This is a genomic window from Sphingomonas tabacisoli (genome assembly GCF_042678385.1).
GTDB classification, from domain to species: Bacteria; Pseudomonadota; Alphaproteobacteria; order Sphingomonadales; family Sphingomonadaceae; genus Sphingomonas_B; species Sphingomonas_B tabacisoli.
Map to the genome: position 1 here is coordinate 95,826 of NZ_JBHUDY010000001.1, position 19,979 is coordinate 115,804.

Consider the following 19,979-nt stretch of genomic DNA (forward strand, 5'->3'; position numbering starts at 1 on the left):
AGCCTCAGAAAAGCCTGACAAGTCGGCCCGCAACGGGGGGACTGTCGCATGGGCTGGGAGGAGAGCGCGGTGCGTGCCGCCGCGCTCGCGACGCATGAGCTGGCGCTGTTTGCGGCGGTCGGCATCGCGATCGGCGGGCTCGACGATCTTGCCGTCGATCTGATCTGGCTGGCGCGGACGCTGTGGCGGCGAGTCGTCGTTTATACCAGGCATCCGCGTGCCGATGCGCAGGGCGTGGCGGCGCGCGGGAGCGGTATGGTCGCGGTGTTCGTGCCGGCCTGGCACGAGGCGGCGGTGATCGGTCCGATGCTGGAGACGGCCCTGGAGCGGTGGCGCGGCGCGGACTGCCGCATCTATGTCGGATGTTATCCGAACGATCCGGAGACCTGGGCCGCCGTGCAAGCGGTCGCGGCGCGTGAGCCGAAAGTTCGTCCCGTCCTCAATCCGCGCGACGGCCCGACCACCAAGGCGGACAATCTCAACGCGATGTGGCGGGCATTGCTGGCCGACGAAAGAACCGGCGCACCGGTGGTCGCGGTGGCGCTGCATGATGCCGAGGACGTCGTCCATTCCGCGGAGATCGGCATCTATGCGGCGCTTTGCCCGCGCTTCGATCTGGTCCAGCTCCCGGTGCTGCCGCTGATCGAGCGCGAGCGCGGTATGTGGGCGCAGGCGATATCCAGTACCTATGCGGACGAGTTTTCGGAATCGCATGGCAAGGTGCTGACGGTCCGCGAGGCGATCGGCGCAGGCGTGCCGTCGGCCGGCGTCGGCTGCGGTTTCTCGCGGGCGGCGCTCGACAGGATTGCGGCACGGCACGGCGCGCCGTTCGACGAAGGCAGCGTCACCGAGGATTACGAGCTGGGCCTGCGCATCCGCGAAATGGGCGGGCGCGGCATTTTCGTGCGTCTGCCGGGAAATGCCGGCGGCGGCGCGGTCGCGGTGCGCGCGCATTTCCCCGATACGCTCGACGCCGCAGTCCGGCAAAAAGCGCGCTGGCAGGCGGGAATTGCGCTCTCGGGCTGGGGGCGGCTCGGCTGGCGCGGCGGCTGGGCCGAGCATTGGATGCGGCTGCGCGACCGCCGCGCGATCCTTGCCGCGCTGGTGCTGCTCTGCGCCTATGTGTCCGGTGCTGGCTGGCTGGTGCTGAACCTGTTTGGGCGCGGGCCTGCTTTCGGGCCGGTCGCGCAGGCGCTCTTCGCGGTCTGCACCGGATTGATGCTGTGGCGGCTACTGGTCCGCGCGGCGTTCGTGACGCATGCCTATGGACCATTGGAGGGACTGGCTTCGGTCCCGCGCACGCTGCTCGGTAATCTTATCGCGATGGCATCGGCGCGGCGGGCACTGATTTCTTACCTCCGCCTGGCGCGCGGTGCGCCTTTGGTGTGGGACAAGACAGAGCATAGCTTCCCCAAGGCCATGCCTGCCGAATGAGGACCGGCCCGGTCGGCTTCTTGTTTCTGGTGGTGGGCGGCTGGGCGGCAGTCCGCGCGGTGATGTTGTGGCCGGAGCATCGGGCGGCTGCAAAGCCCAAACGTATCGCATGGCAAGCTCCCCTCTCGGCGCTACCCAGCGATACATTGCCGCTCCCTCTAGCCACCGGCGCCCGCGTTAGAATCGTGGCGCGCGAAGCCATTTCGGGGCAGATCGAGGCGCCGCCGAAGGCGCTCGCCTCTCCGGCCTCGGGCGTGTTGCTTGTCTCGGCTGAGCCTGCGCCTGATCGACCCAGCTCACCCGCAGCGACGCCCATTCAGCCGCCGCAGCCTCCCGCTCCCGACGTGATGCCCAGCAACCGCTTCTCCGTGTCGACATGGAGCATCGTCCGCGGCCGCGCCGGACCGGGGCTTGCTTCGGCGGGACAGCTCGGCGGCAGCCAGGCCGGCCTCCGCGCGCGATATGAACTGGGGTCCGGGTTGGGGGCGGCCGTGCGGGTCTCCGGTCCCTTACAAACGCGCCTTGGCAAGGAAGCGGCGGTCGCGCTGGATTGGCGGCCGCTGCCCCGAGTTCCTATCACGCTAACGGTCGAGCGGCGCGTTGGGCTGGACCACGGCGGCCGGGATGCCTTTGCGCTCGGCATCTTCGGCGGTGCGGATTCCATTGTGCTGCCGTTCCGGGGCATGCTCGACGGATACGCGCAAGCTGGGCTGGTCGGAGCGAGGCGACGCGATCCCTATGTCGACGGAGCGGTCCGCATCGAGCGTCCCGTCATCCGCGCCGGCAAGGTCAGGATCGGCGCGGGTGCCGGACTTTGGGGCGGAGCGCAGCCCGGCGTTTCGCGACTGGACGTAGGGCCGCAACTCGTCGCGCATGTGCCGATCGGCAGGGGAGCGGTGCGGATTGGCGGCGAATGGCGCGAACGGGTGGCCGGTCATGCGCGACCCGGGTCAGGTTTTGCGCTGTCGGTGGGCGCCGACTTCTGATCGTGCTTCCGCTTCGCGCGCTAGGCCGATAGACCGGCGCGACGCCGCAGCGGGACGCGCATGGACCTCTATCTGCCGATTGCCAACCTGTCCGTGAACGCGCTCGTGATCGTCGCGCTGGGGCTGGGCGTCGGCGTGCTCTCCGGATTGTTCGGCGTCGGCGGCGGCTTCCTGACCACGCCGCTGCTGATCTTCTACGGGATTCCGCCGACCGTCGCCGCCGCGTCCGCCGCCAGCCAGGTGACGGGCGCCAGCGTTTCTGGGGTGTTCGCGCATTTCCGCCGCGGCGGGGTCGACGTACCGATGGGGGGCGTGCTGGTCGCCGGCGGCATGATCGGATCGATGCTGGGCGCGGTTCTGTTCCGCGTGCTTCAGGCGACCGGCCAGATCGATACCGTCATCAACCTGCTCTACGTCGTGCTGCTCGGCAGCATCGGCAGCCTGATGATGCGCGACGCGATCCGCACGCTGCGTGCGATGAGGACCGGCGAGGCGCCGCCGGCGAGCAAACGACGACATCATCCGTTGGTCGCCGCGCTGCCGCTCCGGTGGCGCTTCTACGCCTCCGGCCTCTACATCTCGCCGCTCGCGCCGCTGCTGCTCGGCGTGGCGACGGGCATCCTGACCGTGCTGCTCGGCGTAGGCGGCGGCTTCATCATGGTGCCGGCGATGATCTACCTGCTCGGCATGGGGACGCGGGTGGTGGTCGGCACGTCGCTGTTCCAGATCCTGTTCGTGACGGCGGCGACGACATTGATCCATGCGGTCACCACCCACGCCGTCGATATCGTGCTGGCCGCATTGCTGCTGATCGGCAGCGTCGTCGGCGCGCAGCTCGGCGCGCGGCTCGCGCAGCGGCTGAAGCCCGATTATCTTCGCCTGCTGCTTGCCGCGCTGGTGCTGATCGTCGCCATCCGCATGGCGATCGGGCTTGGCTGGCGGCCCGACGAAATCTACACGGTGCAGCTCTCGTGAAGCGCGCCGGCCTGCTCGCCTTGCTGGCGCCCGCGCTGATCGGCGCCGTCAATCCGCTGCTGGTGCCCGACGTGTCGCAGCGCGACATCCAGATCGTCTACAGCTTTACGGGCGTCGAGCTCTTGCTGTTCGGCGCGATCGTCTATCCCGGCGGCCGCGCGCCCGAACGGCAGGCCGATATCGCGGTGGTCGTCAAAGGGCCGGTGGAGCCGATCGTGCTGCGCGAGAAGCAGAAAGTGGCCGGCATCTGGGTGAACGCCGACAGCGCGCGGTTCCGGTCGGCGCCCGCCTTCTACGCGGTGGCGAGCTCGCGGCCGCTCGACCAGCTTGTCGATGAACGGACGTCCGCCATCTATGAGCTCGGCATCCGTAACCTGCAGCTCTCGCCAGCCGATGCCGACACGCCGGACAAGGCCAACCGCTTCAAGAACGGGCTCGTCGATGTGCGCGAACGGAGCGGCCTTTATGCGGAGCAGCCAGGCGCCGTCCGCATCGCCGATGGCGTGCTTTATCGCGCCCGCATCCGCATCCCGGCGCGCGTGCCGGTCGGCACCTACACCGCCGAAACCTTCCTGATCCAGGACGGCCGTGTGATCGCCGCCGCCGTCAAGGACATCCAGATCCGAAAATCCGGTTTCGAGCAATATGTTGCGCGCGCGGCGGAAGACCACGGCTTCATCTACGGCATTCTCGCCGTCGCGCTCTCGGTCGGGCTCGGTTGGGCGGCGGGGGCGCTGTTCCGCCGGTTCTGATTTTCTTTACCTGCCGACCGTAAACCGATCGGGCCCATTCAGAGGACCCGAAGATGGATCTTGTACCCGGTCAGTCCCAGTTTCACGACGATTCCGCCGGCGTGCCCTCGTCAGCGCAAGCGTCGGCTGCTGCGATCGGTCACGTGATCGACATCGCCGGGTCCAATTCGCAGATCGTGCTCGACAAGGCGATGCTCGATCGCCTGGCCGGCAATCCGGACCCCAGCATCGCGATGTCGGGTCAGGTCGGCGCGCAGGTGAAGATCAAGGTCGGCGCCGTCTGGCTGGTGGCGAACGTCCGCGCGCTGCAGCTCGATCCGGCGAGCGGCGCGATCCGCGCGCAGATCGACTTCCTCGGCGAAGGCGATGAGGAGCGGCTGACCGGCCGCCTCTACAAATTCCGGCGCGGCGTTACCCGCTATCCGGTTCCGGGCACCGAGGTGTACCCGGTCAGCAGCCTCGACATGAAGGAAATGTACGCCGCGGACGAGCGGCCGCACATCGAGGTCGGCACGGTGTTCCCGACCCGCGACATTCGCGGCGCGCTGTTCATCGACGCGTTGCTCGGCAAGCACTTCGCGCTGCTGGGATCGACCGGTACCGGTAAATCGACCAGCGCGGCACTGATCCTGCACCGCATCTGCGAGATGGCGCCCGAAGGCCATGTCGTGATGATCGACCCGCACGGCGAATATTCGGCGGCGTTCGAGGGCAATGGCGCGATCTACGACGTGTCGAACCTCGCCATGCCCTACTGGCTGATGAACTTCGAGGAGCATTGCGAGGTGTTCGTCACCTCGTCCGGCTCCAACCGGCAGATGGACGCGGACATTCTCGCCAAGTGCCTGCTGGCGGCGAAGGCCAAGAACCGCGCGGCCGAAGGCGTGACGAAGCTGACGGTCGATTCGCCGATCCCGTATCTGCTGAGCGACCTGACCAATCTGATCCAGCTCGAAATGGGCAAGCTCGACAAGGCCGGCGACAGCGCGCCCTATATGCGGCTGAAGACCAAGATCGACGAGATCAAGGCCGATCCGCGCTACAGCTTCATGTTTTCGGGCATGCTGGTTGCCGACACGATGTCCGAGTTCATCGCACGCGTGTTCCGGCTGCCCGGCAAGGGCAAGCCGATCTCGATCATCGACGTCTCGGGCGTGCCGTCCGAAATCACATCGGTCGTGGTCGCGGTGCTCAGCCGCATGGTGTTCGACTATGCGATCTGGTCGCGTGGCGAGCAGGAGCGGCCGGTGCTGCTCGTCTGCGAAGAAGCGCACCGGTATGTGCCGAACGAGCGCAATGCCGATGGCTCGTCGGTCGGCCGCATTCTGAGCCGCATCGCCAAGGAAGGCCGCAAATACGGCGTGTCGCTGGGCCTGATTACGCAGCGTCCGTCCGATCTGGCCGAAGGCGTGCTATCGCAGTGCGGCACGATCATCGCGATGCGCCTCAACAACGAACGCGACCAGGCGTTCGTGAAGGCGGCGATGCCCGAAGGCGCGAAAGGCTTTCTCGATTCCATCCCGGCGCTCCGCAACCGCGAGGCGATCATCTGCGGAGAGGGTGTCTCGATCCCGATCCGCGTCGCGCTCGACACGCTCGAGGAGAGCAAGCGGCCGGCCTCTAGCGATCCATTGTTCTCCGAACTGTGGAAGCGGACCGGCGGCGAGGAAGACAGTCTGGCGCGCACCATCAAGCGCTGGCGTGCCCAGGGACGGTGAAGCCGGAGGGCGGCACCAGACCGCCCTCTACGCGTTGCACAGGCGTTACGATCATGAGAGCCTGAGCATGGACAGAGTCTTCACGCACATCGCCACCCGCATCGCCAATGCGTCGGGCCAGCCAATCACGTTCGTCTTCGCGCTGGTCCTGATCCTGATCTGGGCGGCGACGGGGCCGGTGTTCCATTATTCCGACACCTGGCAGCTGATCGTGAACACGGCGACGACCGTGGTCACCTTCCTAATGGTGTTCCTGATCCAGAACAGCCAGAATCGCGATGCCTCGGCGATGCAGGCGAAGCTCGATGAGCTGATCCGCGCCGTCGATAATGCGCGCGAGCAGTTCATCGGCATCGAGCATTTGACGGATCTCGAAATCTGCCAAATCCGCGATGCGCTGGAAGAAGAAGTCAGGGACTCGCAGGACAAGCAGAAAACCGCCGACGACACGGTGGACCGCCTGCTGAGGCGCCATTATCGGATCAGGCGGATGCAGGCGAGGAAAGCGAATGCCCGTTGACGCGACGAAGCCTTACGACCCCGACAATATCTTCGCGCGCATCCTGCGCGGCGAGATTCCATGCCGGAAAGTCTATGAAGACCAGCACGCGCTCGCTTTCCATGACATCAACCCGCAGGCGCCGGAGCACATATTGGTGATCCCCAAAGGCGCCTATGTCTCGTGGGACGATTTCTCCGCGAACGGCAGCGAGGCGGAGATCGCCGGCTTCGTCCGCGCGGTCGGCCATGTCGCGCGCGAAGCCGGATTGCTCGGGAGCGGGTACCGGCTGCTCGCCAATACCGGACTCGACGGTCACCAGGAAGTGCCGCACCTCCATGTCCATATCTTCGGAGGGCGGCCGCTCGGGCCGATGCTTGCGCGCTGACCGGCGGGCGCTTCGAGGGTGGCGGCAGCGTTGCCGCTGATGTAGTTATTGGGCTGCGCAATCGCGGCCTGGCGTAGGAGAATGCGGGTGACGTCTTTGGGGGCGAGGCTGAGGAGCCTTGGGAGCAGGCCGCCGGTGCTGCCTGGCTACCGTCAGGAGCCGTCGCCGCTGCGCAAGCTGGTGACGAAGAGCCTCTTTTACGTGACGATCGTGACCGCAAGCCTGTTTTACGGCCTTTGCGTCGCGCTGCTGCCGCCGCTGTTCCTGCTGTATTTCAGCTTCCCCGTCCTGGTGCTGGTGCTGCTGACCATTTGGGCGCTCCCGGATGGCACGCGCGGCCCGCTTGGCCTGCTCACGTTCAGTTTCTTCGCCTTCGCGGCCGTCCTCGTCATCTGGCCGGATTATATGGCGGTCCAGATTCCGGGTTTTGCCTGGATTTCGGCGCGGCGCATCTGGTCGTGGATGCTGGCGCTGTCGCTGCTGCTTTGCCTGTCCATGTCCGGCGAGATGCGTCGGGAACTTGCCGACCGGATGGGGAAGACCAAGCCGTTCTGGATCATGGCGGCCACCTACTTCGCGCTGCACTGGCTCACGCTGCCGATCAGCGCCACCGTCGCCGTGTCGTTCAACCAGTCGCTCAATCAGGTGTTCGTCTGGGGCTTGCCGCTGATCGCGGCCACTTTCCTGTTCGATAAGCCGAAGAACCTGCGCCGCTGGGAAGTGCTGATCCTGATCGCCGTCGCGATCAACTGCGTGATCAGCATTCTGGAATATAGGAACGGGCGTCTGCTTTGGGCCGACCATATCCCCGGCTTCCTGACCGTGCAGGACGAAGTGCTGCAGCGCATCTTGCAAGGCGCCATCCGCGACGGCGAATATCGCGTCACCAGCGTTTTCACCGTGGCGCTCTGCCTGGCGGAGTTCCTGTCGCTCGCAGTGCCCTATGCATTGCACCGTGCCTTCTCCAGCAACCATCTCGGCCGCATCCTCTTCTGGGTTCTGGTCGATTTGGTGCTGCTGGGCGCAATCATCCTCACCCGCGCGCGGCTGGGCATCGTCGGTCTCCTCGTCAGCCATTCGGTCTTCCTGCTTCTTTGGGGCGCGAAGCGGTGGATGGCCAAGGGGCGCGACCTGATCGGCCCGGCCATCAGCCTCGCCTACCCGGTCGCGGCGTCGGCCTTCATATTCGCGATGCTGTTCGTGCCCGCGGTGCACAACCGCACGATCGGCGGCGGCTCGACGGGCTTCAGCGACGACAGCCGCAAGGTCCAGTTCCATATGTTCTGGCCAAAGCTGTTCCGTAATCCGTTCGGGTACGGGACGGCGCGCAGCGGCGACACGCTGGATTACCACCTGCCGAGCGGCATGGTCACGGTCGACAGCTACTTCATTTCGGTCGGGCTCGATTATGGCGTGCTGGGGCTGATCTGCTTCTTCGGCATGTTCTTCTATACATTCGCGCTGGCGAGCCGGACCTATCTGACGTCGAACAGCAAGGAAGCCGAGCTGGCGTTGCCGCTGGCCTGCGGCATCGCGGTCCTGTTCTTCGTCCGCCTCGTGCTCAGCCAGAGCGACAACGTCCCGTTCATTTTCATCCTCTTCGGCATGACGATCGCGATGTACGCCCGCTATGCGGCGGCGCCGAAACGGCAGGGACTGGGCGCGGCGGCTGTGCCCGCAAGAACGATGCCCGGCCAGCTCCAGCCGGCCGAGTGAAGCGCACGCGTTGCCCGTAACCGCCGACCCACAGGCGTATGACGTCGTCATCCTTGGCTCGGGCGCGGCGGGGCTCACTGCCGCGCTGAACCTCGCCGACCGCTTCCGGGTCGTGGTGCTGGCGAAAGGTGGGCTTTCGGAAGGATCGACCGCCTGGGCGCAGGGCGGCATCGCCGCCGTGCTCGACGAAGGCGACACATTCGACAAGCATATCGAAGACACGATGATCGCGGGCGCCGGCCTCAACGACCGGCGCACCGTCGAGTTCGTCGTCGAGAACGCGCCGGCGGCGATCGCCCGGCTGGTCGAGCTCGGCGTGCCGTTCAACGAGGATGCCGGCGCGCTCCACCTGACGCGCGAGGGCGGGCACAGCCACCGCCGCATCGTCCATGTCGACGACGCGACCGGCTGGGCCGTGCAGCAGGCGCTGGAGCGCGCCGCCCATGCGCACCCGAACATCACGCTGGTGCCGGACCGGGTCGCGATCGACCTGGTGACAGGGCGTCATGGCGTCAGATATTCGGGCGACGGCCATGTCTGGGGCGTCTATGCGGTCAATCGCAAGACCGGCCATGTCGAGCTCTTCACCAGTCGTGCGACGATCCTCGCGACCGGCGGCGCGGGCCGCACCTATCTCTATTCGACAGCGCCGCGCGGGGCGACCGGCGACGGCATCGCGATGGCGTGGCGGGCGGGCTGCCGCATCTCCAACATGGAGTTCATGCAGTTCCACCCGACCTGCCTCTACAATCTGGAGGTCAAGAACTTCCTGATCACCGAGGCTGTGCGCGGCGAAGGCGGCATCCTGCGGCTGCCCAGCGGGGTTGCGGGCGGCGGCCACCGCTTCATGCCCGATTTCGACGAGCGGGCGGAGCTTGCGCCCCGCGACGTCGTCGCCCGCGCAATCGACCATGAGATCAAGCGGCTGGGCCTCGACTATGTCCATCTCGACATCAGCCATCAGCCGCCCGATTTCGTGAAGGGCCATTTCCCGACCATCTACGCGAAGCTGCTGGACCTGGGCATCGACATCACGACGCAGCCGATCCCGGTTGTCCCTGCGCAGCACTATACGTGCGGCGGCGTGATGATCGACCTGCATGGCTGCACCGACCTCCCCGGCCTGTACGCGGCGGGCGAAGTCACCCAATCGGGACTGCACGGCGCGAACCGATTGGCGTCCAACTCGCTGCTCGAATGCTTTGTGTTCGGCGAAGCGGCGGCCAAGCATATCAATGCGAATTGGGAAAGCTTCGCCGAGCCGCCGCCGATCCGGCCATGGGACGAAAGCCGCGTCACCGATTCCGACGAGGAAGTCATCGTTCAGCACAATTGGCGCGAGATCCGGCGCTTCATGTGGGACTATGTCGGGATCGTGCGCACCACCAAGCGGCTGGAGCGCGCCCAGCACCGGATCGCGCTGCTGCGCCAGGAAGTGGCCGACTATTACGGCCATTTCCGCGTGACGCCCGACCTGATCGAGCTGCGCAACCTGGTCGAGACCGCCGACCTGATCGTCCGCTCGGCCTTGTCACGCCACGAAAGCCGCGGCCTGCACTACACGCTCGACTATCCGGACATGCTGCCCGAGGCGCGCGACACGGTACTGGCGCCGTGACCGCCACAGGGGAAGGAGCCAACGCAATCAAGCAAGTTTAGGGTAGTTTACTGAAATCCGATAACTTGCAATAACATTGCTATGGACCCGCGCCGAAACCCGTTCACCCCAGGTGCCGGAACGCCGCCGCCGGAGCTCGCCGGGCGCCAGGATATGCTGGAGCGCACCGCGGTCGCGCTCGATCGCATCCGCGCGGGGCGTGCGGCGCGCAGCACGATCCTTTATGGCTTGCGCGGGGTCGGCAAGACCGTGCTGCTGGCGACGATGCGCGATGCCGCAGAGGCCGAAGGCATGGCCGTCGTCAACATAGAGGCGCCGGAGAACCGCTCCTTGCCCGGCATTCTCGTGCCTGCGCTTCGCGCCGCACTGCTGCGGCTCAACCGCCTGAAGCAGGCGACGGCGGGCGTGACGCGGGCATTGAAGGCGCTCGCCGGCTTTGCCAAGCTCAAGGTCCGGTTCGAGGACCTGGAGGTCGCGCTCGATTTCGAGCCGGAGCCCGGTCTGGCGGACAGTGGCGATCTGGAGGCCGACCTGGCCGATCTGATCGTCGCGGTCGGCGAAGCGGCGCGCGAACGGGAGATCGCCGTCGTCCTCGTGATAGACGAGCTGCAATATGTGCCGGAGGAGCAGCTCGCAGCGCTGATCAGCGCGCTTCACCGGGCCAGCCAGAAGCGCCTCCCGGTCACGATGCTCGCTGCCGGCCTGCCGCAGCTCCTCGGGCAAATGGGACGGGCCAAATCCTATGCTGAGCGGCTGTTCGAGTTCGTCCCCGTCGGCCCGCTGGACAATATGGCCGCGTCCGAGGCGATCCGGCTGCCGATCGAGCGCGAGGAGGAGACGATCGAACCTGGCGCCATCGCCCGGATCACCGCCGACACGCAGGGCTACCCCTATTTCCTGCAGGAATGGGGCAAGCATAGCTGGGACGCGGCCGACGCTTCGCCGATCACAGCCACGGATGTTCGCGCCGGCGCGGTCACCGCCCTGGCGGAGCTCGACGCGAGCTTCTTCCGCGTCCGCTTCGACCGCCTCACGCCCTCGGAAAAACGCTATCTCCGTGCCATGGCCAGCCTGGGCGCGGGGCCGCACCGGTCAGGCGATGTCGCCGATGCGCTGGGCGTGAAGGTCTCCAGCGTCGCGCCGACGCGCAACAGCCTGATCGCAAAGGGAATGCTCTACAGCCCCGCGCACGGCGACACGGCTTTCACCGTGCCCTTGTTCGACGCGTTCATGCGACGCGTGATGCCCGACTGAACACCCGTTTTTCCGAGCGAATCACTTGCCGAGGAACTGCCGCACCTCTGCGTAGAAGCGCTGCGGCTGGTCGTACATGATCATGTGGCCGCTGCCCGGCACGCGCCGGAGCTGCGCCTTGCGCGCCGGCGCGTAGCTGGTGCGATAGAGCCGATCGACCGCCGCGGCGTCCTGCGGATCGGCAGGCGCGGCATAGACGACCGTCAGGGGCGCGGCGATGCGCGGCAGTTCGGGCGTTAGGTCCATCGTCGCCAGTTCGTGCGTCGCGCGGGCGACGACGGCCGAATCGCTGCGGCCGTTCGCAAACCCCGATCCACCGAACGATCCGATCAGCGAATCCAGCATGGTTCGGCCTTGCGGCGAGGCGGTCAGCGTCTGGAACAAGGCGTCGGCGAACGGCTTGATTTGCGTGCCGGCGAAGCCGAAGCCGCTCGCCGGGGCGGGCAGGATATCGACGGCCATCACCTTGCCGATCCGGGCCGGAAAGCGCGCGGCGACCATCAGCGCGACGATGCCGCCCATCGAATGGCCGATCAGCGCCGGCCGCCGCAGGCCCGCTTCGACGATGTAGCGTGCGATCTCGTTTGCGACCGAGGCGACCACTTGGCCCTCGGCATTGCCGCGCGCCGGATCGCCGGCAAAGCCCGCGACCTGGACGAGATGATAGCGATAGCCGGGAACGGCGCTGACGGTGCCGTTCCACACGCTGCGGCCATTGGTCAGGCCCGGGATCAGGATCACGTCCGGGCCGTTGCCGCGCACCTCTATGGACAGCCGCGTCGAGCTGAACGCGGCCGCCATCGCTTCGCCCGCCAGCCCCAAGGCGGCCGCAGTGGCGCAGCCTTCCAGAAAAGTCCGTCGATCCATGATCTTGCCCGCTAGCTCAGATGGGTTGAACCTTAGCTGACGCAAGTCCAAGGCGTGTGCCCGTGACTCTCGATAACGACATCGCCCTTGCCCATGCGCTTGCCGATGCGGCTGGCGCGGCCATCCGCCCCTATTTCCGGGCGCGCTACGACCTCGAGATCAAGGCCGACGCTTCGCCCGTCACCCAGGCGGACCGGGAAGCCGAGGCGGCTATGCGAGCGCTGATCGAACGCGAGCGGCCGCATGACGGCATCATCGGTGAGGAATATGGCGAGCACCGCGCCGATGCCGAGCGCGTCTGGGTGCTCGATCCGATCGACGGCACCCGGTCCTTCATCGCGGGGCGGCCGATTTTCGGAACGCTGATCGCGCTGATGGAGCGCGGCCTTCCCGTGCTCGGGCTGATCGATCAGCCCGTCGCGGGAGAGCGCTGGATCGGGGTCGCGGGACGGCCGACCATGTTCAACGGCGAGCCGGCCCATGCGCGGACCTGCAGCGAGCTTTCGCGCGCGCTGTTCGCGACCACTGCGCCCTGGTTCTGCGACGGTTTCGACGCGTTGCGGGCGGCGTCCGGCGACACGGTGCTGGGCGGCGACTGCTATAATTACGCGCTGCTTGCGTCGGGGCATGTCGACCTGGTCGTCGAGGACGGGTTGAAGCTGCACGACTGGGCGGCGCTGCTGCCGGTGATCGAAGGCGCGGGCGGGCGGATGACCGACTGGTCGGGCGACGTGCTCGCTCAGGGCAGCGACGGCCGGGTGATCGCGGTTGGCGATCCTGCGCTGTTGGACCAGGTCATGGCGATACTGGATCGCGGCTGAAGCCGGTTTCCGCTCGCTTGCAACCCTGCACCCCGCATGCCATCCGATGCGCCTGTAAATGGGGCGGGAGCAACGTGTGCCGAAACTGAGAACCCTTGCGCATAGAGCAGTGTCGCGGTTTTCCGTCGCCAAACTGCGCCGCAAGGGCATGAGGATCGGCGAAGGCGTGATGCTCTCGCGCCATGCCCGACTGGACAATACCAACCCGCGCGGCGTCCATATCGGCGACTATACCGCGCTCGCACCGGCCTGTTCGATCCTAACGCACGATTTCGTGAACAACCGGCACATCGACACTTACATTGGCTCGAACTGCTTCATCGGCACCGGCGCGGTGGTGTTGGCGGGGGTCCGGATCGGCGACCATTGCGTGGTTGCGGCCGGATCGGTGGTGATGTCCGACGTGCCATCGCATTCGATGGTGATGGGCGTGCCGGCCCGCATCGTCCGGTCGGGGGTCGTGACTGGCCGTTGGGGAATTATGGCGGACGATTTCCTGGCCGTGGAATCGGAGCGCGGCCGTCTCCCCGTTCGTCCGGCTGCTCCGGCCGGCGGAGACGCGTCGAGCCTGGCAAGCAAGCTTTCGCCCGATCAGCTTCTGGAAGTCCTTCGCACGGTGAAGCCCGATGCGAGCGAGGCGAATCTCGCCGCGGATATCGACGCACTGGGCATCGACAGCTTCGGCTTCATCAACGTGCGCGTGGCGCTCGAGGCGGCGCTGGGACGGCCGATCCCGGAATCGCTTTGGGGCAGCCTGACGCGGCTCGACCAATTGCTGGCGAACAGCGGCGAGGTTCGGCAGCAAGCGCCCGCGGCGGCGTCCTTCGCAGCGCCCGCGGCCCAAACGCTGGCGCCCGAAGCGAGGCCGGCGGGCGAGAGCCGCACCTATACGATCAACATGCCGCAAATGGCGCTCCGTGGCCTCGCCGAACCTTGGCTGATGAAAGAGCTGGGCGACCTGCACTGGAGCATCCTGATGCGGGAGCTGCGGACCACATCGGGCGCGCTCGCCGACACGACGGGCGCGCGCCTCTACGCGACCTTCACGCGCATCCGCTATCGCTCCGACGCGCCGCTGACCGATTATCGAGAGAATGAGCGGCTTACGATGTCGATCGCGGAGCAGCGCTATGGCGCGGCGATGTTCTTCGGCAGCGGCATTTTCGAAGGCGCGCGGGGCAAGGCGAGCGTCGACATCATGTCGACCTTCTCCAAATATGGCGAAGCCGGCGCGAACACCTCGTTGCTCAAAGGTCAGCCGGACATTCCGGACGGGTGCGCGATCCCGAGCATCACCGAGCTGCCGGAATTCGGCCAGGAATATCGCGCGCTGCGGGCGTCCGATTTCGGCCCGGTGCTGGCGGAGACGGGCTACGATCTGCTTCCGGTGCATGACATCAACGGCGTCGGCCTGCTCTATTTCGCGGCCTATCCGTCGATCGCCGAGCTTTGCCTGACGCGGTTGAAAGGCAAATGGTTCGCGTTCGAGACCAGCCTTATCGCCCGCGACATCTGCTATTTCGCCAATGCGGACCCGGACGAGGAGCTCATCTTCCGGCTGCACGACTGGACGGAAGTTGGCGACGATCTGAGCTACGTCGCGACGCTTTCCCGCGCGAGCGACGGGCATGTGATGGCCCGGATCGCGGGAACAAAGCGACGCGTGACGCTTCCGCCCGCCGGCCTGCCGGTCACCGCAGCCTGAGGGCGGTGCGCGGCGAGGCGCCTGTGCGCTGGCGCTGGGCTGCGGCCGCCCTAGGCGGGCTGGCGGTGGCGATCGCGGCCGGCGACTATATCCAGGGGAAACGCCAGCTCGCCAAGGTGCAGGCGCTCCCGCTGCCACCTACCACAGTAGGCGCGGGCCTGTTGGTGATCGGCGACTCCCGCGTCGCCCAATGGCCGGCAGACCTGATCCCGGATCGCGGCGTCGCCGTGGGGTTTCCCGGCGCGGCGGCAATCAGCATCGCCGCGGTGGCCCCGCAGATCTACGCGCGGACGCGCCCGCGCCGCGTAGTCATTCAAGCAGGTTTCAACGATGCCAGCGCCGCAGCCTTTGCGTTCGGCAAGGAACGGGAGGCAATCGTCGAGGCGGCAGCCAAGGCCGTGACCCGCATGGCGATCGATGCGCGGACGGCAGGTGCTCATGATGTCGTGATTCTGACCGTCGCGCCTGCGATCCAGCCGGAACTGTCGCGGCGGCTGCTCTACGGCGGCCGGCACGATGCGGCCGTCTCTGCGATGAATCAGCAGCTTGGGAAGATCGACGTGGACGGTGTCACGATATTGGATGTGGAGCCGTTCCTGCGCGGAACGACCGGGCGGCTCGATCCGCTTTACAAGACCGATTCTGCGCACTGGTCCGCCGCCGCCTATCGGCGCATTTCGCAAGCGCTCGTGGAGGTTCTGGACGCGCGTTCGATGGACTAAAGGTGCGATGGCTTGGGCTGGAACGTCAGCAGCCAGAGGTCGGGCGTGGCGCCATAGCGGATCGGCACGATGCTGGCGCCAAGCCCACCGGTCACGACGAAGTTGCGGCCGTTCCGGTGCACGATCCCGCAGGCCACGGTGCGCCGGCCCTTTCTGAGGCTGACGAGCGCGCCGACGCCGGGAATGACGACCTGACCGCAATGGGTATGGCCCGCGAGCACCAGCCGTTCGCCGGGCGGCAGCCGGCGCACGACCTCCGGACTGTGGGTCAGCAACAGCACCGGCTGCGGCAGAGGCTTCGCAAAAAGCCGCGCGTCGGGAATGCCGGTGTACATGTCGTCGAGGCCGACGATCGTCAGGCCCCGGAATCGGACAATCCGGTTTTCGAGTAGAGGGATGTGAGCAGCAGCCAGCGCCCTGCGCGCGTCGGCCGCGCCCCGCCGGTGATCGTGATTGCCGAGCACGGCGATGCGCGGCGCATGAAGGGCGGTAAGCGGCGCAAGCGCCTCGTCGAAGCTGTAGCGGCGGGTGGTGAGCAACCGGGCGCTAACCAGATCGCCCGCGATCAGCACCAGGTCCGGCTTCAGCGCGTTGATCTGATCGACGATCCGCGCCACTCGCGACGGCGGCATGTCCGGTCCCGCGACGTGAATGTCGCTGATCAGCACGATGCGGACCGGCGGCTTGTTCGCCGACCAGCCATTCACCCACACGGTCCCGCGGCGCACGACCGGCATCCGCGTCGCGTTCCAATAGCCGACGGCCAGGAAGAGAACGGCCGCGGCCACGAACAGAAAGCGCCAGCGGTGCATCGCCGCTTTGCCTAGCGGCTTTTGCCAGCCGGCGCGACCGGATCAGATCAGGCCGGCCGTCTGCGCAAAAGCGAGGCTGTCGAACATTTCGAAGAAGGCGACCGCCTTGCCGTCCTCGAACGTCCAGATGTCGACCTTGGGCGATCCGACGTCGCGGCCGGTCTTCCGGTTGCGCCAATGGCATTCGCCGATCCACACCACGGTGTCGCCGTCCGCCAAAATCCGATGCTGCGGGAAATCGATCATTTCCCAATCGCGCTCCAGAACCTGGAAATACTCCCGCGCCTCCGCCTTGGATTTGCGGTGATCGGCAAGATCGTTGTCGACCTTGCGCGGCGACAGCACGGATCGCATTTCGCAATGGTCGGCCATCAGATCGAGAAAAACGTCTCCGTCCTTGCCTTTGCTTTCCCGCCACTGCCGATAGGCATTCTCCACCCGAGTGGCGGGCGTCGATGCAGCACCCATAAGCGCCTCCCCTGATTGGCACTTTGTTTCGGGACTGGCAGTTTATGCTTTCATGCGCGCCTTCGCCACTCTCCTCGAACGGCTGGTCTATACCCGGTCGCGCAACGCCAAGCTGAAGCTGATCGGCGATTATCTGAAGGAAACGCCCGATCCCGACCGCGGCTGGGCGCTGGCGGCGCTGACCGGCGGGCTCGACCTGCCGGCGATCAAGCCGGCACTGATCCGCGCGCTGGTCGAGGAGCGCGTCGATCCGGTGCTGTTCTACCTCAGTCGCGACTATGTCGGCGACACGGCAGAAACGGTGTCGCTGATCTGGCCAAGGCCGGACCATGTGCCCGAGACGGACCTCGATCTGTCGCTAGGCGCGGTGGTCGAGCGGATGCGGAGCCTGTCGCGGTCGGAAGCACCGGGCGTGCTTGCCGCCTATCTCGACCGGCTGGAGCCGGAGGAACGGTTCGCGCTGCTGAAGATGGCGACGGGCGCGCTGCGTGTCGGCGTGACCGCGCGGCTCGCCAAGACCGCGCTCGCCCAGGCGTTCGGCCTCGACGTCGATGCGGTGGAGGAAGTGTGGCACGGCATCGCGCCGCCCTATCCGACGCTGTTCGCCTGGGCGGAGGGGCAGGGCGCTCAGCCGCGCGCCGAGGCGCTGCCGGTGTTCCGCTCCTTTATGCTCGCGCATGCGCTGGAAGATGTGCGCGTGGACATGGCGGACTATGCTGCCGAATGGAAATGGGACGGCATCCGCGTCCAGCTCGTCCATGCCGGCGGCGAGACGCGGCTCTACAGCCGCGCGGGCGACGATATCACGCGCGGCTTTCCTGAAGTGGCGACCGCGTTCCGGGCGCCGGGCGTGCTCGACGGCGAGCTGATGGTGAAGGGCGAAGCGCAAGGGGCGGATGAGCATGGCGGCGCCGCAGCCAGCTTCAACGCGCTGCAGCAGCGGCTGAACCGCAAGGCGGTCACGGCGAAGATGCTGGCGGACTATCCGGCGTTCGTGCGGCTCTACGACATCATGTTCGATGGCACGGAGGATCTAAGGGAACTGCCCTGGACCGAGCGCCGGCAGCGGCTGGAAACCTTCGCGGCAAAGCTCGACCCGGCGCGGTTCGACGTGTCCTCGCTGATCGAGGCGGAAGACTTCACGACGCTGGAAGCGATCAGGGCCGGCGCGCGCGACGCGTCGATCGAGGGGGTAATGCTGAAGCGGCGGGACAGCGCCTATGTCGCCGGGCGCCGCGTCGGCTTGTGGTACAAGTGGAAGCGCGATCCGCTCACTGCCGACTGCGTGGTGATGTACGCCCAGCGCGGCAATGGCCGTCGCTCATCCTATTATTCGGACTTCACGTTCGGCTGCTGGACCGACGAAGGCGAGCTGCTGCCGGTCGGCAAGGCCTATTCGGGAATCACCGACGAGGAGCTGAAATGGCTCGACCGCTGGGTGCGCAATCATACCGTTCAGCGCTTCGGGCCGGTGCGCGAGGTCGAGAAATCTTTGGTGTTCGAAGTCGCGTTCGATTCGATCCATTCGTCCGGCCGGCACAAGTCCGGCGTGGCGATGCGCTTTCCGCGCATCGCCCGCATCCGGACCGACAAGCCGGCCGCCGAAGCGGACCGGCTCGAGACGCTCCAGCGCCTGATAACTTAGGCCATCGCCGTGAAGTGATCGAAGTGAAGCGAATGGAAGGAGTGGCCGCCATAGACTTGGCCGCCGCTCGATGCCGTGCTTGTGTTCGTGGTGGTCGCAGGCGCCGAGAACACCTGGCTGTAGGTCGGCAGCGGCTCCGACACCTGGGTGGCGACACCGGACACGTCAGCCACGGACGTCTTGACGGTCTGGGCGCTGGTCGCCGTGTTGGTGCTGCTGCCGAGATCCGCGCTGAGCACCGTCGAAACGGGCGTGCTGGAAACCGACGTCGTGCCCGGCACGTGATAGCCATAGTTGGCGATGATCAGGTCGGTGGGCGACTGCGGCGCGTTCAGGTTCGGAATCTGCGAAGCCATCGACGGCGTTTGCGACAGATCGACATTGTGGCTGAGCGCCACGCCGGTCACGCCGGGCATCACCATGATCTTGTCGCTGATGTTGTCCTTCACGGTGAAATTGTCGCCCGCGGTGAGCTGGATCCAATAGACCTTCCCGTCGGTGCTGTTCGACAGCACGCTGTTGCCTATGATCTGAACGCCATGCCCACCGGCAACGGAAATGCCGTGATACTGGTCGTTCCCGTACAGCAGATTGTTCTGGATCAGCACGTTCTTGTAGCCGACTGCGTTCGGGTCGGAGATAAAGATGCCCTGCGTGCCGGTGCCCGCGCCTTGCATCACGGTGTTGTTGGTGATCGTGATGTTCGACGAGCCGTCGGTCTGGTTGACCTGCCAGAACTGGATCGCGTCGGCGTGATCGCCGGCGATCGGATGGAAGTTGCTGAACACGTTCTTGTCGATGACGATGCCGTCGATCTTGCCCACGTTGATGCCGTCCATCCGGATCATCTGGTAATTGTTGGCCGAGACGGTGACGTTCGTGTCCTTCTCGAAATAGGACCCGCGGTACAAGTCGCGGAACTGCGTCCCCATCAATTGGACGTTGCTTGAGCCGGTCACGTACAAGCCGCAGCCATCGTTCGCGGGATTGTTGTCGAGCGAACCGTGGATCGACATGCCGACCATCTTGATCCCGGTCGAGCTCTGCACGCGCATCATATAGTTATAGTCGGCCTCCCCCGGTGCGAGGGCGTGACCGACGTCCAGCCCCTCGAAGCGCATGTTGCTCGAGTTATTCACCAGCACGTAATCGAAGTGCGCCTTGTTCGTGCTCGACGCGGACTTGATCGTGACGTTCGAGCTGAAATTCTTGTTCTGCAGATAGGCTGAGCCGTAATTGCCGGCGGCCAAAATGATCGAGTCCCCGCCCTTGGCGCTGGCCAAGGCTGCGTTGAACTGCGTGGTGTTGGAAACATTGAAAGTCGTCATGGTGATCCCCGGAGGGCGCAGGCCATCGTTCGCGGAAAGCAACGAATTGCCCGCGCCCGGATCGGTCCTGACCCTGCTTCTGTGGTTGAGAATTCAGCTTTCAGGTTGGCCTTAAAGGCCCGTTGCGCCCGCTCTCTTTGTTCGCAATTCCCCTTGATCGACGGCCATGCGAAGCCAACGACACACCCAAGGGCGCATCGAAGGGTCGGCCAGTGATGTCGGTTATGTTCTACGCCGCCCCGCACGACGTTCGATGTCCCGATTAAGGACA

General features: G+C 66.1%; 18 protein-coding genes. 14 read left to right on the forward strand and 4 right to left on the reverse strand.

The genetic code is table 11. The features are described from left to right. Positions 1 to 48 precede the first annotated feature (48 nt). From ACFSCW_RS00590 to ACFSCW_RS00635, 10 genes are all read left to right on the forward strand, one after another. Positions 49 to 1,434, forward strand: a complete 1,386-nt coding sequence (locus tag ACFSCW_RS00590; RefSeq protein ID WP_380885829.1) for a glycosyl transferase family protein — start codon at positions 49 to 51, stop codon at positions 1,432 to 1,434. Between the two features lie 185 nt (positions 1,435 to 1,619). Next, entirely contained in the window at positions 1,620 to 2,420 is an 801-nt protein-coding gene (locus tag ACFSCW_RS00595; RefSeq protein ID WP_380885831.1) for a hypothetical protein, read from the forward strand. Positions 2,421 to 2,480: 60 nt separating this feature from the next. After that, entirely contained in the window at positions 2,481 to 3,395 is a 915-nt protein-coding gene (locus tag ACFSCW_RS00600) for a sulfite exporter TauE/SafE family protein (RefSeq protein WP_380885833.1), read from the forward strand. After that, entirely contained in the window at positions 3,392 to 4,147 is a 756-nt protein-coding gene (locus ACFSCW_RS00605) for a TIGR02186 family protein (protein ID WP_380885835.1), read from the forward strand. The genes ACFSCW_RS00600 and ACFSCW_RS00605 overlap by 4 nt, the downstream gene beginning before the upstream one ends. Positions 4,148 to 4,200: 53 nt before the next feature. After that, the gene (locus ACFSCW_RS00610) at positions 4,201 to 5,865 is read left to right on the forward strand and encodes an ATP-binding protein (protein WP_380885837.1); all 1,665 of its coding nucleotides are present in this window, start codon (positions 4,201 to 4,203) and stop codon (positions 5,863 to 5,865) included. A 67-nt stretch (positions 5,866 to 5,932) separates the two neighbouring features. Then, positions 5,933 to 6,385 (forward strand): low affinity iron permease family protein, encoded by a 453-nt coding sequence (locus tag ACFSCW_RS00615; RefSeq protein ID WP_380885839.1) that lies wholly within the window; start codon positions 5,933 to 5,935, stop codon positions 6,383 to 6,385. Further along, the gene (locus tag ACFSCW_RS00620) at positions 6,375 to 6,752 is read left to right on the forward strand and encodes a histidine triad nucleotide-binding protein (RefSeq protein ID WP_380885841.1); all 378 of its coding nucleotides are present in this window, start codon (positions 6,375 to 6,377) and stop codon (positions 6,750 to 6,752) included. The genes ACFSCW_RS00615 and ACFSCW_RS00620 overlap by 11 nt, the downstream gene beginning before the upstream one ends. Positions 6,753 to 6,887: 135 nt before the next feature. Beyond that, complete coding sequence (locus ACFSCW_RS00625) at positions 6,888 to 8,468, forward strand: O-antigen ligase family protein (RefSeq protein WP_380885843.1); 1,581 nt, start codon at positions 6,888 to 6,890, stop codon at positions 8,466 to 8,468. After that, positions 8,383 to 10,086: an L-aspartate oxidase gene (gene nadB / locus ACFSCW_RS00630; RefSeq protein WP_380885845.1), complete on the forward strand. Its 1,704-nt coding sequence runs from the start codon at positions 8,383 to 8,385 to the stop codon at positions 10,084 to 10,086. The genes ACFSCW_RS00625 and nadB overlap by 86 nt, the downstream gene beginning before the upstream one ends. A gap of 81 nt (positions 10,087 to 10,167) precedes the next feature. Beyond that, positions 10,168 to 11,340 (forward strand): AAA family ATPase, encoded by a 1,173-nt coding sequence (locus tag ACFSCW_RS00635; protein WP_380885847.1) that lies wholly within the window; start codon positions 10,168 to 10,170, stop codon positions 11,338 to 11,340. 21 nt (positions 11,341 to 11,361) lie between these two features. Here ACFSCW_RS00635 and ACFSCW_RS00640 read toward each other — a convergent pair whose 3' ends face one another. Next, positions 11,362 to 12,207 (reverse strand): alpha/beta fold hydrolase, encoded by an 846-nt coding sequence (locus ACFSCW_RS00640; RefSeq protein WP_380885849.1) that lies wholly within the window; start codon positions 12,205 to 12,207, stop codon positions 11,362 to 11,364. Positions 12,208 to 12,269: 62 nt separating this feature from the next. Here ACFSCW_RS00640 and hisN point away from each other — a divergent pair, with 62 nt between their 5' ends. From hisN to ACFSCW_RS00655, 3 genes are all read left to right on the forward strand, one after another. After that, positions 12,270 to 13,028, forward strand: a complete 759-nt coding sequence (hisN, locus tag ACFSCW_RS00645; protein ID WP_380885851.1) for a histidinol-phosphatase — start codon at positions 12,270 to 12,272, stop codon at positions 13,026 to 13,028. A 109-nt stretch (positions 13,029 to 13,137) separates the two neighbouring features. After that, entirely contained in the window at positions 13,138 to 14,733 is a 1,596-nt protein-coding gene (locus ACFSCW_RS00650; protein WP_380885853.1) for an LnmK family bifunctional acyltransferase/decarboxylase, read from the forward strand. Positions 14,734 to 14,756: 23 nt separating this feature from the next. Beyond that, positions 14,757 to 15,455, forward strand: a complete 699-nt coding sequence (locus tag ACFSCW_RS00655; RefSeq protein ID WP_380885855.1) for an SGNH/GDSL hydrolase family protein — start codon at positions 14,757 to 14,759, stop codon at positions 15,453 to 15,455. On the opposite strand, the gene ACFSCW_RS00660 is transcribed toward ACFSCW_RS00655, so the two are convergent. Beyond that, the gene (locus tag ACFSCW_RS00660) at positions 15,452 to 16,267 is read right to left on the reverse strand and encodes a metallophosphoesterase (protein ID WP_380885857.1); all 816 of its coding nucleotides are present in this window, start codon (positions 16,265 to 16,267) and stop codon (positions 15,452 to 15,454) included. The genes ACFSCW_RS00655 and ACFSCW_RS00660 overlap by 4 nt on opposite strands. A 42-nt stretch (positions 16,268 to 16,309) precedes the next feature. After that, complete coding sequence (locus tag ACFSCW_RS00665; RefSeq protein ID WP_380885859.1) at positions 16,310 to 16,735, reverse strand: nuclear transport factor 2 family protein; 426 nt, start codon at positions 16,733 to 16,735, stop codon at positions 16,310 to 16,312. A gap of 52 nt (positions 16,736 to 16,787) precedes the next feature. On the opposite strand from ACFSCW_RS00665, the gene ACFSCW_RS00670 reads away from it, so the two are divergent. Then, a complete protein-coding gene (locus ACFSCW_RS00670; protein WP_380885861.1) occupies positions 16,788 to 18,380 on the forward strand; it encodes a cisplatin damage response ATP-dependent DNA ligase in 1,593 nt (530 codons plus the stop codon). Here ACFSCW_RS00670 and ACFSCW_RS00675 read toward each other — a convergent pair. Continuing rightward, the gene (locus tag ACFSCW_RS00675) at positions 18,377 to 19,708 is read right to left on the reverse strand and encodes a right-handed parallel beta-helix repeat-containing protein (RefSeq protein WP_380885863.1); all 1,332 of its coding nucleotides are present in this window, start codon (positions 19,706 to 19,708) and stop codon (positions 18,377 to 18,379) included. The genes ACFSCW_RS00670 and ACFSCW_RS00675 overlap by 4 nt on opposite strands. Positions 19,709 to 19,979: the final 271 nt, after the last annotated feature.

Excerpts from the sequence above, each read along its gene's own strand:
- ACFSCW_RS00590 (WP_380885829.1), top strand. The coding sequence starts at position 49 with ATGGGCTGGGAGGAGAGCGCGGTGCGTGCCGCCGCGCTCGCGACGCAT.
- ACFSCW_RS00600 (WP_380885833.1), top strand. The coding sequence starts at position 2,481 with ATGGACCTCTATCTGCCGATTGCCAACCTGTCCGTGAACGCGCTCGTG.
- ACFSCW_RS00610 (WP_380885837.1), top strand. The coding sequence starts at position 4,201 with ATGGATCTTGTACCCGGTCAGTCCCAGTTTCACGACGATTCCGCCGGC.
- ACFSCW_RS00615 (WP_380885839.1), top strand. The coding sequence starts at position 5,933 with ATGGACAGAGTCTTCACGCACATCGCCACCCGCATCGCCAATGCGTCG.
- ACFSCW_RS00620 (WP_380885841.1), top strand. The coding sequence starts at position 6,375 with ATGCCCGTTGACGCGACGAAGCCTTACGACCCCGACAATATCTTCGCG.
- nadB (WP_380885845.1), top strand. The coding sequence starts at position 8,383 with ATGCGGCGGCGCCGAAACGGCAGGGACTGGGCGCGGCGGCTGTGCCCG.
- ACFSCW_RS00635 (WP_380885847.1), top strand. The coding sequence starts at position 10,168 with ATGGACCCGCGCCGAAACCCGTTCACCCCAGGTGCCGGAACGCCGCCG.
- ACFSCW_RS00640 (WP_380885849.1), bottom strand. The coding sequence starts at position 12,207 with ATGGATCGACGGACTTTTCTGGAAGGCTGCGCCACTGCGGCCGCCTTG.
- ACFSCW_RS00660 (WP_380885857.1), bottom strand. The coding sequence starts at position 16,267 with ATGCACCGCTGGCGCTTTCTGTTCGTGGCCGCGGCCGTTCTCTTCCTG.
- ACFSCW_RS00665 (WP_380885859.1), bottom strand. The coding sequence starts at position 16,735 with ATGGGTGCTGCATCGACGCCCGCCACTCGGGTGGAGAATGCCTATCGG.
- ACFSCW_RS00670 (WP_380885861.1), top strand. The coding sequence starts at position 16,788 with ATGCGCGCCTTCGCCACTCTCCTCGAACGGCTGGTCTATACCCGGTCG.
- ACFSCW_RS00675 (WP_380885863.1), bottom strand. The coding sequence starts at position 19,708 with ATGACGACTTTCAATGTTTCCAACACCACGCAGTTCAACGCAGCCTTG.